The 14791-nt window shown below is 66.8% G+C and carries 8 protein-coding genes; 3 read left to right on the top strand and 5 right to left on the bottom strand.

Annotation, left to right across the window (positions count from 1 at the left end; translation table 11 throughout):
- The first annotated feature begins 1 nt into the window (after position 1).
- Positions 2-6304, top strand: coding sequence for an amonabactin biosynthesis non-ribosomal peptide synthetase AmoG (gene amoG, locus ACSMDR_RS05880; RefSeq protein ID WP_436467592.1), 6303 nt, complete (start codon positions 2-4; stop codon positions 6302-6304).
- Positions 6301-7845: an amonabactin biosynthesis glycine adenylation protein AmoH gene (amoH, locus tag ACSMDR_RS05875; protein WP_436467591.1), complete on the top strand. Its 1545-nt coding sequence runs from the start codon at positions 6301-6303 to the stop codon at positions 7843-7845. Before amoG ends, amoH begins: the two co-directional genes overlap by 4 nt.
- Before the next feature lie 75 nt (positions 7846-7920).
- Here the strand turns inward: amoH and ACSMDR_RS05870 are convergent, their stop codons facing one another.
- Positions 7921-8865 (bottom strand): ABC transporter substrate-binding protein, encoded by a 945-nt coding sequence (locus ACSMDR_RS05870; protein ID WP_436467590.1) that lies wholly within the window; start codon positions 8863-8865, stop codon positions 7921-7923.
- Between the two features lie 156 nt (positions 8866-9021).
- On the opposite strand from ACSMDR_RS05870, the gene ACSMDR_RS05865 reads away from it, so the two are divergent.
- Positions 9022-9747: a 4'-phosphopantetheinyl transferase family protein gene (locus ACSMDR_RS05865; protein WP_436467589.1), complete on the top strand. Its 726-nt coding sequence runs from the start codon at positions 9022-9024 to the stop codon at positions 9745-9747.
- A gap of 75 nt (positions 9748-9822) precedes the next feature.
- Here the strand turns inward: ACSMDR_RS05865 and ACSMDR_RS05860 are convergent, their stop codons facing one another.
- The 4 genes from ACSMDR_RS05860 to ACSMDR_RS05845 form a co-directional block, all read right to left on the bottom strand.
- Positions 9823-10626 carry an amonabactin ABC transporter ATP-binding protein gene (locus tag ACSMDR_RS05860; protein ID WP_436467588.1) on the bottom strand — a complete coding sequence of 268 codons (804 nt, stop codon included), beginning with the start codon at positions 10624-10626 and terminating at the stop codon, positions 9823-9825.
- Complete coding sequence (locus tag ACSMDR_RS05855) at positions 10626-11678, bottom strand: amonabactin ABC transporter permease subunit 1 (protein WP_436467587.1); 1053 nt, start codon at positions 11676-11678, stop codon at positions 10626-10628. Before ACSMDR_RS05855 ends, ACSMDR_RS05860 begins: the two co-directional genes overlap by 1 nt.
- 26 nt (positions 11679-11704) lie before the next feature.
- A complete protein-coding gene (locus tag ACSMDR_RS05850) occupies positions 11705-12721 on the bottom strand; it encodes an amonabactin ABC transporter permease subunit 2 (RefSeq protein WP_436467586.1) in 1017 nt (338 codons plus the stop codon).
- 78 nt (positions 12722-12799) lie between these two features.
- On the bottom strand, positions 12800-14779 hold the full coding sequence (locus ACSMDR_RS05845) for a siderophore amonabactin TonB-dependent receptor (protein ID WP_408799377.1): 1980 nt from the start codon (positions 14777-14779) through the stop codon (positions 12800-12802).
- Positions 14780-14791: the final 12 nt, after the last annotated feature.

The raw sequence follows: 14791 nt of genomic DNA, 5'->3' as shown, positions 1-14791 counted from the left end.
GATGAACAATATGATTTTGCTGTTGAAACAGCTGGAACGGCAGGGGGTCAAGTTGGCGCTGAACGACAAGGGCCAGCTTATCTCCCAGTCGAGCAAGGAGGCGGTGACGCCGGCCATCGGCGCCACCATCAAGGCCCACAAGGATGAGCTGGTGCGCTGCCTGGCGGCCCGTGCCGCCTTCGAGGCGCCCATTCTTGCGCAACGTGATGCCGAGGGCGCCCGGCAGGGGCCGCTCTCCTCGTCTCAGAGCGGACTCTGGTTTATCGAGCAGTACGAGGAGGCTTCCCACCTCTACAATATGCCGGTCTATTTTCGCGTTAAGGGAGAGTTGGACACGGCGGCGCTGGAGTTTGCCTTCGACCACCTGTTTGCCCGCCACCCCAGCATGCGTACCCGCTTCATCAAGGACGAGGCGGGCAGGGGGGCGCAGGAGATCCTGCCCCACACCCCCTTCAAGCTGCATATCGAGGACGTGAGCGCAGAGCCGGCAGCCGAGCGCGAAGCCTATGTGGCTCGCCGGGTGCGGGAAGAGATAGGGCGCCCCTTCTCCCTGACCAAAGGGGATCTCAGCCGGGTGCACCTTATTCGGCTGGGCAGCCGCGAGCACGTGCTGCTGATCACCCAGCACCACATCATCTCCGACGGCTGGTCGGTCAAGAACATGTTCGCGGATCTCAAGCGCGCCTTTCTTGCCCATCAGAACCGCGAACCCCTGCAGGTGAGCGAGCTGCCGCTCACCTACATCGACTATGCCCGCTGGTTCAACTCTGACCGTTTTCTCGATTATCACGCCGAGTTCAAGCCGTTCTGGGTTGATCGGCTCGGTGGCAGCCCCGAGGTGCACGGCCTGCCGCTCGACAAGCCGCGCCCGGCCCATCAGGACAGCGGCGGCGAGCTTGTCTTCTCCACCATCGACAACGAGTTGTGGGAGAGCTTCAAGCGCCTCTGCCAGCGCCACAGCACCTCCAACTTCATCGGTCTGCACGCCCTGTTTGCCCTGCTGATGGTGCGCCAGAGCGGCGAGAAGGAGGTGGTGATCGGTACCCCGCTCGCCTATCGCGAACGCCACGAGATCGAGTCCCTGGTGGGCTTTTTCGTCAATACGCTCGTGCTGCGCACTCAACTCAGCGGCAAGCCCAGCTTTGTCGACTATCTGCAGCAGTGCCGGGAGGAGGATCTGGCGGCCTTCGATCACCAGCTCTACCGTTTCGAGGCGCTGGCCGAGGCCATCGGCGCCGATCGCACCACCGCCATCAACCCCATCTTCCAGATCATGCTGGTCTATCAGGCCAAGGTGGACTTCAACGACCTCATCCCCGGCTGCCAGCTGGTGGAGGAGACCTCGCCTGTGCTGCCGGCCAAGACCGACATCTCGGTCAAGGTGACCGAGCTGATGGACTCCGTCCGGGTAGACTGGCTGTTCGCCACCGCCCTGTTCGAGCGAGAGACCATCCAGGCTCTTGCCGATCGCCTGCTGCACCTGATGCGCGCCGTGGTGGCGGCCCCCGAGACCGACATCTGGCAACTGCCGCTGGAGGCGGGCACCGACCAGGCGGCGCTGGCCGCACTGCTTGCCGACCTGCCGCGGGATTACCACAACCGCGACACCCTGCTCTGTCATATCGAGCGGCGCGCTATTCAGTTGCCGGACGCGTTGGCGGTCAGCGACGGCGCGCAATCGTTGACCTATTGCGAGCTGGAGGTGAGTGCCAACCGGTTGGCTCACTGGCTGCAGGCTCAGGGCGTCACCCCGGGCGCCGCCATCGGCATCCAGGCCAGACGCGATGTGGCCTTCGTTATCGCGTTGCTCGCCTGCTGGAAGGCGGGGGCGGCCTATGTACCGCTCGATCCTGCCTATCCCGCCGAGCGGCTGGCCCATATCTTAGGCGATGCATCCATCAGCCTGGTGCTGGGTGGCGTGCCGGACCCGCGGCTTGGCGAGGCGCTGGCGGGCACGACTGCCGAATATCAGGATCTGCACGGGCTTGCGCTGGACAAGATGCCAACCAGCACGCCTGCACTGCCTCGGGACGCCGCCATGCTGGCCCAGATCATCTACACCTCCGGCAGCACCGGCCTGCCCAAGGGGGTCATGGTGGAGCAGGGCAGCCTGGTCAACCTGATGGCGGATCACGGCGAGCGTATCGCCCTTGATCAGAATGGTGCCATGTTCAACTGCATGTCCCTCTCGTTCGATGCGGGCAACATGACCGCCTTGCTGCCGCTCTACTGCGGTGCGGCCCTGCACTTCGGCGAGCCGGGGGAGGGGGCCATCACGGCCGCGATCGCTCGGGGTGCCAGCCATATGATTTTGCCCACGGCGCTGTTGGCGAACCTGTTGCCACCGGCGGATCTCGGTTCCCTCAAGGCCATCGGTTTTGGCGGCGAGGCGTGCCCGAGCAGCCTGGTGGAGCGCTGGGGGGAGCGGGTGGCCCTGTTCAACATGTACGGCCCGACCGAATGTACCGTCACCGCGCTCTGCGCGCGGCTCACCCCGGGGGCGCCCATCACCATAGGTCGCCCCGTCAACAACCTGAAGGCGCTGATCCTGGACGAGGCGGGCAACCTCTGCCCGGTGGGGGTCCCCGGCGAGCTCTGCCTGGCAGGGCTGGGGCTGGCTCGCGGCTACCTCAATCTGCCGGAGCGCACCCAGGAGGCCTTTATCGAGCTGGCGCTGGCTGATCGAACCCATCGCCTCTATCGCACCGGCGATCGGGCCCTGCTGCGCCGCGACGGCAACATCCAGTATCTGGGCCGGATAGACGAGCAGATCAAACTGCGCGGCTATCGCATCGAGCCGGGGGAGATAGAGACCCGGCTTGCCGAATTGTGCCCGGCGATGCGCCAGATCAAGGTGGTGGTGCAGGAGGGGCGCCTGCTCGCTTACGCCTGTCTGCAGGCCGGGGCAAGGGAGCCCGACGGCGATGCCCTGCTGCAGCGGGCCGGCGAGTGCCTGCCCGAATACATGGTGCCGGCGCGCCTCTGCTGGCTGCCTGAGATGCCGCTCACCCCCAACGGCAAGCTGGACTTGCGCCGCCTGCCCGCCATCGTCTGGCAGCAGAGCAAGGGCGAGCCGCAAAACGAACTGGAGCAGACAGTGCTTGCCATCTGGCAAGGGGTGCTCAAGCAACCGCTCGGGGTGGAGGATGACTTCTTCCGCTTGGGCGGTGACTCCATCCTCAGCATCCAGCTCACCACCAGGTTGCGGGATGCGGGGCTGCACTGCAGCGTGAAGGACGTGTTCGAAGCCAAGACGGTGCGCCGCCTCTGCCGCCAGCTCGGCCAGCAGCAGGCCGTCAGCCACAGGAGCGAGCAGGGCAGCCTGACCGGCGAGTTCCCGCTCCATCCCATTCAGCACTGGTTCTTTGAGCAGGGCTTTGCCAAGTCCGGTCACTGGAACCAGGGGGTGATCCTGCGCCTGCCGGCCGGGGTGGACGATGAGGCCCTGCGCGGCTGGTTGGATACCCTGCGCCAGCACCACGATGCCCTGCGCCTGGCGGTGACCCCGACCGGCCAGTGCTACCTGGCCGAACTGCCATTGCCGCCGCTGCCGACCCTGGATGCCGCCAATCTCGATGAGGCCGAACTGCAGGCCCGCCTGACCGAGCTGCAGGGAGGGCTCGACCCCGCCAGCGGCCATACCCTGGCCTGGGCCCGCCTGCGCAATCTCGCCCTTGAGGGCGAGCGTGAGGGTGAGCGTGAGACGGTGGAGGGGCTCTTCCTCGCCTTCCATCACCTGGTCATCGATGCCGTCTCCTGGCGCATCCTGGCCGAAGATCTGGCACGGGTGAGCAGGGGCGAGCCGCTGCCCGCCAAGGGCAGCAGCTATCGCCAGTGGGGCGAGGGGCTCGCGGCCTACGCCAAACGAGAAGAGGAGCAGATGGGCTTCTGGCTGGCTCAGGGGGAGGCCAGCAAGCCAGGCTTGCTCTCGGCGCAACGTGCCGCCGATGGCCGTGCCGCCGCCAGCCTGCTGCAACTGAGTCAGGAGACCACGGCTCGCCTCATCGACACCGCCAACCAGGCCTACTTCACCCGGGTGCCCGACCTGCTGCTGGCGGCACTGACTCGTACCCTGAGCGAGCAGGGTTACGGCAGCCGTCACTGCGTGATGCTGGAAGGGCACGGCCGTGAGGCCATCGATGCCGAACTCGATGTGAGCCGTACCCTGGGCTGGTTCACCAGCACCTACCCGCTGGCGCTGGAAGATGCCGGGGCCTGGGACGCGCTGGTGTGCGCCACCAAGGAGCGGCTGCGCGCCGTGCCGGACAAGGGGGTGGGCTTCAACGCCCTGCGCCTGCACCATCCCCGTGGGCAGGAACTGCCCCAGGCGCTGGTGGTCTTCAACTATCTGGGGGTCAGCCATCAGGGCGAGGCCGATCAGCCCTGGCAGCCCCTGCCCGTGGCGCCGGGGGCCCCCACATCCCCTGACAACCTGCCGCGCGAGCTGGTGAGCCTGCACGGGGGCGTGTTTGATGGCCGCCTCACCCTGCGCCAGGTGGGCGCCCTCAACCCGCTGGCGAGCGACGCCCTGATGGCGCGGCTGGCGGAGAACCTGACGGCGCTGGTGGAACACTGCTGCGCCCAGGCGGCTCCGCGCCACACCCCGAGCGACTTCCCGGGGCTGGGTCTCTCCCAATCTGCGCTGGACCAGGTGCTGGCCGGGCGCGAGGTGGAGACCCTGCAGCCCATGACCTCGCTTCAGCAGAGCATGTTCCATCACAGGGCACTGGTGCCCGGTGACACGGCCTATCACCTGCAGACCGAGATCGAGTATCACCAGCCACTGGACGTGGCGGTCTACCGTCAGGCCTGGCAGGGGCAGATCGCCCGCTGGCCGGCCCTTCGCAGCGAACTGGTGCTGGCGGACGGGGTCGCGCTGCAGCGCATCATGAAGCGCGCCGAGCTGCCGTTCCACTATGAGGACTTGTCCGAGGTGGCAAATGCAGAGGCACGGATCCAGGCCTATCGCCAGCAGGATCTGGCCCGCCCGATCCCGCTGGATCAGGCACCCCTGCTGCGCCTTGCCTGCTTCAAACTGGCCCCCGATCACCACAAGGTTGTCTTCAGCGCCCATCACGGCGTGCTGGATGGCTGGAGCGGCCCGGTGTTGCTGGGGTCCTTGCATCGCGCCTATCAATCTCTCATGAACGGTTTGTTGCCCCAGGGCGAGCCGGATACCGCCTGGCTCGAATTTGGCCGCCATATCGCCAGTCAAGCCTGCAGCGCCGACGCCTACTGGCAGGGGCGGGAGGAGCTGCTAACAAAACCTAACGATCTCGCCTGCCTGTTCGGGGTGACCCTGGACGCTCGCTCAAGCGGGCGCCATACCCAGCAGCGACCGGCGGTGTGCGCCACGGCGCTGCCGACCGAGGTGGCGAGCTTGCTCGCGCACCGTGCTCGCGATCTTGGCGTGACAGCTGGCCTGTTGGCCCAATATGCCTGGCACCGTCTGCTGGCACGCCGCTCTGGCGATGCCGTCACCCTGGTGGGCAACGTGACCCCGGGCCGGGATTATCCCATCGAGGGGATCACCGCGAGCGTCGGGCTCTATATCAACAGCCTGCCGTTGGCGCTGGCGTGGCGTACCGAGCTGAGCCTGGCCCAGCATATCGCCCGGTTGCAGACCGACCTGATGGCCCTCAACGAGCACGGCACCCAGTCGCTGGCGGCACTGACCAAAGGCCGGTCGCGTCTGTTCCAGAGCCTGTTCGTGTTCGAGAACTACCCCATGCCAGCGGCCCCTGCCGCCCCCGAGCCCCATCAGCTGGTGCCGCGCTTTGGCGCCGTGGTGGAGAAGGTGGAGCTGCCGCTCTCCCTGGTGGTCAATGCCCGTGGCGGCCAGCTCAACCTGCGCCTCGAGTTCGACGGCGATCAGATCCCCGAGGCCCGGGCCGAGGCGGTGCTGGCTGACTGGCTGGCCGAGCTTGGCTGGTTGGCGCAGGCGGATCTGAGCCAGCCGGCCAGAGTGGAGGCGGCACAGCCCCCGGCGCAAGGGGCAGCCACACCATCGTCTGTCACACAAGTGGCCGCCACCAGGGCTGAGCCCGGCCTGGCTCAGCCACCGGCCGAGGCTCGCGAGCTGGTGGCCCTGTGGGAACGCCAGTGCGGCGTGCCCGGCATCTGGCAGCAGACCTTGATGGATCTGGGGGTGGATTCTGTGCAGCAGCTCGCCCTGCTGGCGGCCCTCAACGAGGCATTCGCACAGGATCGGGCGCCGCTCACCCTGCAGACCCTCAGGGCCAACCCATCCCCCAGCCGGCTCTATGGGCACTGGCTGGTGCGCCAAACGGAGGCCGCGCTATGACGGTGACCATCAGCCATGAGGCCCAACTCGTGCAGACCCGGACCGCCCCCCGTGAGGGGGCGGTCAACCTGGGCTCGCGGCTGGCCGCTTGTCTGGCCGCCACGCCGCTCGCCCCCGCCATCCGTATGGGCGAGGCGGGCACCGGTGAGGGCGGATCAGATGCGCAGTGGCTCAGCTATGGCGCCCTCAATGCAAGGGTCGGCCAGATTGCCGCCCGATTGCAGGGGCTGGCGGTAGGGGAGCGGGTTGGCCTCTATCTCTCCCGCAGCCCGGATCTGGTGGCCAGTCTGCTGGCCTGCCTGCGCCTTGGCCTCACCTTCGTGCCCCTTGAGCCGGACTTTCCCCTGGCGCGGTTGCAGGGGATAGCCCGCCAGGCCAGGCTCTCGGCGGTGATCTGCGATGAGGAGGCGGGGACCCCGGATTTCGGTTGCCCCCTGCGCCCCCTCAAGGGGCCGGCCCCCGGCGGGGCTCTCTCCTGGCCCAGGGTGGACGACGCCCTGGCGGCCTACATGATGTTCACCTCGGGCTCCACCGGCGAGCCCAAGGGGGTGGTCATCAGCCGCCGGGCCCTGCTCTGTTTCCTCGATGGGATCCGCGAGCGGCTAGGACTCTCCCCGAGTTGCCACTGGCTCTTTATCACCACCCCGGCCTTCGACATCTCCTTGCTGGAGATGCTGGGGCCGCTCTGGGGCGGTGGCCGGCTGACGGTGGCGGGCGGCGAGCACAACAAGGACCCCCTGGGGATGCTGGCCTTGCTGGCGGCCGACCCCTCCATCAACTGGCTGCAGGCCACCCCGGCCTGCTGGCGCATGCTGCTCAAGGCCGGCTGGCAGGGACGCGATACCCTCACCGCCCTGTGCGGCGGCGAGGCGCTGGATATGGGGCTGGCCGAGCAGCTCTGCGCCCGCACCCGGCGGTTGTGGAACTGCTACGGGCCCACCGAGGCCACCGTCTGGTCCCTGGTGAGCGAGGTGCGCTGGCCACCGGCAGGGGGGCAGATCACCATCAGCCACAGCCTGCCCGGCTATCGCCACTGGGTGCTGGACGAGGCGGGGCAGCCGGTGGCAGAGGGGGAGTGCGGCGAGCTCTGTATCGAGAGCCCGGCCCTGTGCGAGGGATACTGGCGCAAGCCTGCCTTGACCAGCGCCGCCTTCCTGCGCCTTGCCACCCATCGCCTCTATCGCACCGGGGATAGGGTGCGGCTGCTGGGGGCGGATCGCTTCCTCTATCTGGGGCGGCGCGATGATCAGATCAAGCTGCGGGGCTTTCGCATCGAGTTAGGCGAGGTGGAGGCGGGGCTGCGCCGCCAGGCCGGGGTGCAGGAGGCGGCGGTGCGCCTGGTGGGCGAGGGGGACGAGGCCATGCTGGTGGGCTATGTGGAGGCGAAAAGCGGGGTGACCCTCAACCGGCTCGCCCTGCGCAAGGGGTTGCAGGCGACGCTCCCCCACTACATGGTGCCGGCGCGGATCCTCTTGCTGGATGCCCTGCCCAAGACCGGCAGCGGTAAACTGGATAGAAAGGCGCTGCCCCTGCCGGAGTAAGCGTCCTGCCGAGCCATGGATAACAAGAAGCCCGCATCAAGCGGGCTTCTTGTTGGCAGTCAACCGAGATGGGGATCAGTGCGCGATGGGGGCCGCATCGGGTTTGGCCAGCAGCTGCTCGACGTCGTCGATCACCTTGAGGGCCGCCTGGGGGCCGCCGGTGGAGGTCCAGAGGGACCCGTCCACGGCGCCGAAGCGCTTGCCCTTGATGGCGGTCAGCTGCTGGAAGGCCGGGGTCTGCTCGGCCTGCTTCATGGCATCCACCGCATCGCCGCTGGTGCTGAGGGTGCCGATCACCAGCCAGTCACCGTCCAGCAGGTTGAGGGACTCGAGGCTCAGGGCCGGGGAGTGGGGTGTCTTGTCGCCGATCTGATGGGCAGGGCGAGCCAGCCCCATCTCGGTGACCACGCTGCTGGCGAAGGTGCCGCCGTGCATGTAGCTAGGCCCCTTGGGGTTCCAGCGCACTATGCTCACCTGCTCCCCCTGGTGGCTGGCGAGCTTGCTGCGGGCCTCGGCCAGGCGGGCGTCATAGCGGGCGAGGAAGGCCTTGGCCTCGGCCTCACGGTTCATCGCGTTGGCGCTGCGGGTGAAGATGGTCTTCCAGGATTCACCCCAGTGGCCGGTGACGACTGTGGGGGCTATCTCCTTGAGCAGGGCCAGGAGCTCTGGCTTGGTCTGGCCGGTGAGGATGAGGTCGGGTTCGAGGTCGATCAGCTTCTCCAGGTTGGGGTTGTCCAGATCGCCGACCACGGCGATCTCCTTGCCCGCCTTGTCCAGCAGATAGCGGGGCAGGGTGGGTTGACCGCGACCGTTGACGGTGCCGACTGGCTGCACCCCCAGGGTCAGGGCGCTGTCGAGATCGATCTCGCTCAACACCAGGACCCGCTTGGGTTGGGCGGGCACCGCCAGTGTCTTGCCGTCGGCATCGGTCACCTGACGGGTCTCGGTGTCGGCCTTGGCCTGGAAGCCGACCAGGCTGGCCAGCATCAGCACGGCGGCCAGGGGAGAAGCGATCTTCATCTGTTACATCCTTCTTGGTGAAATCGGGGGAGACAGGGTCCCAAACGGGCGGGAACATGCTACCACAAAGCCAAGTGATAACAATTGTCATTTGTGTTTCTCGCCTCACGGGGGGAGGATTTGCTACCATGGCCCCTTCCTGGCAAGGAGCCTGCTATGCCCGCTTTCCCCTCAGACCCCGGTTTCATCCTCCATGTCGACAGCCTGCCGCTGCCGGTGTCCCGTCCTCTGTCCCTGCACCGGGTCTGTTTCAATCCCGCCGCCTTTACCCCAGGTTGCGTCGAGGCCCATGGCATGGCGCTGCCCGCCAGCCTAGAGCGAGCGGCCCCCAAGCGGCTGGGGGAGTTTCTGGCCGGTAGGCTGGCGGCTCGTGAGGCCCTGCGCCCCTTCGGCCTTGCGGGGAGCACTGTGGCCATCGGAGCGGCCCGGGAGCCCCTCTGGCCCGCGGGAATGGAGGGGAGCATCAGCCACAGCGTGCTGGCGGGGCAGGGGGTGGCCCTGTGCGGGGTGCGCCCCGCAGAGGGGGGGATGGGGCTGGATCTGGAGGCCTGGCTGGGGCCGGAGCAGGGGAGTCAGCTCTGGCCCGGTATCGTCGATGAGGATGAGTGGGGGCGGCTGGAGGCCGGTGCCCGCGCCGTCGGCCTGAGCAGGGCGGAGGGACTCACCCTGGTGTTCTCTGCCAAGGAGAGCCTGTTCAAGGCGCTCCATCCCAGGGTGGGGCGTTATTTTGATTTTCTCGATGCCCGCTGGCTGGGGATGACAGCCCAGAGCCTCACCCTCGAGCTGAAGGCCCCCCTGACGCCGACCCTGCCCGCCGGTTGGCGTGCCACACTGCACTGGCAGCCGCTGTCGGGAGGCGTGCTCACCACCTTGTTGTTGTGAGCGGCGCCCGGGCTCTCGCGCCCAGCCACTGCCCAGACAAAGAAACCGCCATCAGGCGGTTTCTTGCTATCCATCTCAGGCCGACTGCTTGCTCGCCGCCCTGTCCTGGCGCCGGCGCGGCACTATGATGGGGGCACCGTCGCCCGGGGCATGCAGTATGTCCACGTCTGTCTGGTAGAGGCGGTCGATGAGGGGCTTGGTCACCACCTCCCGGGCCGGGCCCATGGCCTGGATGCCCCCCTCGCCGATGGCGATCAGTTCGTCGCAGTAGCGGGCGGCGGTGGCGAGATCGTGGATGACGATAAGCACCGTCTTGCCCTCGGCGGTGATCTGGTGGATGGCCTCCATCACCTCGGTCTGGTGGCCTATGTCCAGGGCGCTGGTGGGCTCGTCCAGCAGTATGATGTCCGCATCCTGGGCCAGCACCATGGCGAGCCAGACCCGCTGGGCCTGGCCACCGGAGAGAGAACTGGCGCTCTGCTGCAATATCTCCCCGAGCTGCATTCGCTCGCAGGCCCAGCGCACCATGCGGGCGTCCTCCTGGCTCCACTGATTGAACCAGCCCTGATGGGGGTGGCGGCCATACTGCACCAGCTGCTCGACCTGGATGCCGGCGGGCACCAGGGGGCGCTGGGGCAGGTAGGCGAGCTCCCGGGCCAGGGCCTTCTTGTCATAGCTGCCAAGGGGCCTGCCCTTGAGCAGTATCTCGCCGCCCTGGGGCTGCTCCTGGCCCGCCAGCAGTTTGAGCAGGGTGGACTTGCCGCCGCCGTTGGGGCCGACGATCCCCACCAGCTTGCCCTGGGGGATGGTGACGTTGATGTCCTTGAAGACGGGCTTTTGCTGATAGCCGAAGTGAAGGCGGTTAACGGTGAGCGTCATCAGTCGGTTCTCTGTCTGTCTTTGATGAGAAGGAACAGCAGCAGTATGCCGCCAAGAATACGGGTCATGATGCCGGTGGCCACCTCGTGGGGGCTGGCCAGCACTCGCACCAGGGTGTCGCTGGCCAGCAGCAGCAGGGCGCCGCACAGGGCGGCAATCCACAGCGGCACTATGCGATCCCGGCTGAGCCAGGAGGCGAGGATGGGGGCCGCCATGGCGATGAAGACCACGGGGCCGCCGATGGCGGTGCCAAGGGCCGCGACCATGATGGCCTGGGCCAGCACCCCGATCTGCACCCGGTTCACATTGATCCCCAGGCTCTGGGCGGTGACGGATCCCAGGCGCAGCACGCCGAGGGCGCGGGAGAGGTAGACGACCCAGGGGCAGATGAGCAGGATCAGTATCCCCACCGGCAACACAGTGCCATAGCCCTGGCCGACGAAGTTGCCCATGTTCCAGAGATAGAGGCTGGTGAGGTGCACCAGGGACTGGGTGGACATCACGAACTGGCCGAGGGCGCTCATCAGCTCGGAGACGCCGATGCCGATCACCACGAACAGATAACCCTGCTCCCCCGGCTTGTTGCACAGGGCATAGAGCACGGCGGCGGCAAACAGGGCGCCGAGCGGCGCGGCCCACCAGGGCCAGGTGCCCAGGGTCAGGTAGAGGGAGAAGATGATGATGGCAAGGGACGCCCCCTCGTTGACCCCTATCATGTCCGGGGTGGCGAGGCGGTTGCGGACCAGGGTCTGCACCAGGCAGCCGGAGAGGCCCATGGCGGCACCGGCCACCAGCACGGCGATGATGCGCGGCAGCCGGATCTTGAACACTGTCACCTGGTCGAGCCGGCTCCCCTCTCCAAGCAGTGTCTGGATCACCCCCGGCATGGTGATCTTGCCTGAGCCCAGGGTCAGGGCCAGCAGGGAGAGCAGGATGAGGGCGAGCACCAGCGCCAGGGTGACGAGCCAGGCACGGCGATCCAGCAGCAATGCGCCTCCCCCCAGCCGCAGGGAGAAGGTGCCGGAGGGGAGGGAAAGCGGGGTCTTGTTCATGGAATTTCTCATCAGGCAGGGCAACCTTATTTCACGGCCAGCAGGGAGCGGAAGCCACCGCCGCGCACCACCAGGATGAGCACGGGGGCGCCGACCAGCGCCAGGATCACCCCGTTGGGCAGCTCGAACGGCTGGATCAGCCAGCGGGCCAGTATGTCGGTGCCGAGCAGGAACAGCACGCCGAACAGGGCGGAGAAGCGCACCTGGATGGCGAGGCGCACCGGCTCCACCAGGCGGGCGCAGTAGGCGGCGAGAAAGCCGACGAAGCCGATGGGCCCGGCGATGGCGATGGCGCAGGCGGTAAAGAGAGTGGCGGCCAGCAGCACGCCGATGCGCACCCGGGTCGGCCGTATGCCGAGGGCTTGGGCCTGGGTGTCCCCCATCTGCATCAGGGTGAGGGGGCGGGACAGCGCCAGGGTCAGCAGCAGACCGGCCAGGGCGAAGGGGACCACGGTGAGCACGGCATCGAGATCCGAGGCGGCAAGGGATCCCAGATTCCAGAAGCGGAACTGCTCAAGCACCACCTTGTTTGAGAGCAGCAGGAAGTTGGAGAGGCCGCCGAAGGTGGCGGAGAGGGCGACCCCCACCAGGATGAGCTTGAGGGGGTTGGAGCGCCCCACCATGAGGCCGAGGCCGAGCACGATGAGGTTGCCGAGCAGGGCCCCCATGCCGGACCAGAGCAGATAACCGTAGGCGGATTCGACCCCGAACCAGGTGAGGCCTATCACCAGGGCGAACACGGCCCCGGCATTGACCCCGAGCAGGCCGGGTTCGGCCAGGGGATTGCGGGTGGCGCTTTGCAGCATGGAGGCCGCGAGCGCGAGGCAGACGCCCACCACCAGGGCACACAGGGTGCGGGGCAGACGCAGGGTATGGACTATCATGGCGAGCTTTTCATCGGCCATGAGGGCGGGATCGCCCAGCAGAAATCCGGCGACCTCGCGGCCACCATAGACACCGGCCCCCGTGGCCAGTGACAGACAGATCAGCATGAACAGGAGAACAACTCCCAGCCAGAACAGCTGTGTTTGGTGTCTGAGCACTCAATGACTCCTTAAATACGGGGCGGCAGAAACGCAAAAAGGGAGCCCCGCTACCGGGGCTCCCGCATACAGGTTGGATTACAGCTTGTAATCGACCCCTGCGTAGACGGTGCGACCTTCCAGGATGAAGTCGGCATCGGTGGCGACGTCGTCACGCTGGGTGTTGGTGAGGTTGGTGATGCCGAGCTTGAAGTCCAGGGCCGGTGTCACGCTCCAGTTGGTGTTCACGTCCAGGGTCTGGTAGTGCTTGGACTTGAACGCCTGGGCGTTGCGGGCCGGGACCTTGATGATCTGGCTGCCGACATACTGCCAGGCCAGGTTGGCGCTGACCACGTCGCTCGCCTTCCAATCCAGGCTGAGGTTGCCGGTGTGATCCGGGGTCTTGGCCAGATCGTCGCCAGTGCTGCGATCCTCGGAATCCAGCAGGGTCCAGTTACCCGCCAGGGAGACGTTGTCCAGCACGTCGACCCAGCCGGTCAGCTCCAGACCCTTGATGCGGGCCTTCTTGACGTTGAGGTAGGTCATCACGCTCGGACGGTAGCCCGGGCCCCACTGATCGCTCTGGATCAGATCCTCGATCTCGTTGTGGAAGCCGGTGACGCCGGCGCCAAAGCGATCGGCCTCGTAGGCGGTACCGAACTCATAGCTGATGGCGGTTTCCGGTTTCAGATCCGGGTTGCCGATCACCTGGCAGGCGCCGCGGCAGGCGGTGGTGGAGAAGCCTTCGCTGGACTGGGCCAGGGTGGGCGCCTTGAATGCCTTGCCGATGCCGCCCTTGAGCACCCATTCGTCACTCAGGGAGTAGAGGGCGTAGGCGCGGGGGCTGAACTCGTTGCCATAGGTCTCGTGGTGATCCAGACGGCCGGAGAGGGTCAGGGCCAGATCGCCGAAGCTGAACTCGTCTTGCAGGTAGACGGCGCTCTGGCTGGCGCTGACGCTGCCATTGGCGATGTTGCGGCTGTGCTCGAGCTCGGTATCGCGGAACTCGGCCCCTGAGGTGAGCAGGTGATCGCCAAGGTAGCCGCTGACCTGACCGTCCACCGTGTGGTTGGTCTGGGTGACATCGGCGGCGCCGCCATTGAGCTGTGAGTCATCCATCAGGTCGGTCTGTTCGAAGTAGTAGCGAACCCGGCTGTCGAAGTGCTGCCAGCGACCGTTGTGGGTCAGCCCCAGGCTCAGGCGGTCGAGCTCCTGCACGTTGTGGGGGGTGGCCGGTGCGGTCGGGGCGCGGGGCACGTTGTTGAAGTAGCTGTCCATGTCGTTCTGGTTGTAACCCAGATCGAAGTCGATGTCCTGGTTGTCGGTCACCAGCCACTTCAGGCTGGAGAGCACGTTGACCACTTCGCGTTTTTCCAGGGCGTCGGCGTCCGGGTTGTTGGACTGCTCGCTCTTCCAGTTGTCACGCTGATAGCCTTCCACCACCACGCTGCCGAGCAGCTTGTTGTCGATGAGAGAGCCGGAGACGAAGGCGCTGCCCTGGTTGGCATCGCCACCCTGGCCCTTGGTGGGCATGGTGCGGGTGTAACCAACGGCGGCTTCGGTCTTATCCTTGGCCTGGCGCAGGATCACGTTGACCACGCCGCCCAGGGCATCGGCACCGTACAGGGAGGAGACGGGACCCCGGATCACCTCGATGCGCTCGATGGCGGCCATGGGGATGGAGCTCAGGTCGAAGTCGTTGCCAAAGGAGCTGCCCAGGGTTTCGCGGGCGTTGACCCGCTTGCCGTTGACCAGCAGCAGGGTGTAGTCGCCGCCCATGCCGCGGATCTTGATCTCGTTGCGACCGGTGGGGTTGGTGCCGATGATGTTGACGCCGGGCACATGCTTGAGGGCATCGCCTATGTTGTTGACGTTCATCTTGTCCAGATCGGCGCGGGTCACCACTGAGACGCTGGCCGGCGCCGTCAGCTCGGTGTGCTTGGTCTGGGTGGCCGTGACCACCATGGTCTCGTTGGCCTTGGGCGCGTCAGTCTGGGCCAGGGCCGGCATGGCCAGCAGACCGAGGGAGAGCAGGCTGGTTTGCAGCGGGTTCAAGCGAAAACCTGGGGTGAACTGCATGGGTCAAAACTC

It is taken from the genome of Aeromonas molluscorum (genome assembly GCF_051376105.1).
In the GTDB taxonomy this organism is placed as follows: Bacteria; Pseudomonadota; Gammaproteobacteria; order Enterobacterales; family Aeromonadaceae; genus Aeromonas; species Aeromonas molluscorum.
This window is presented reverse-complemented; position numbering and strand designations above follow the sequence as displayed.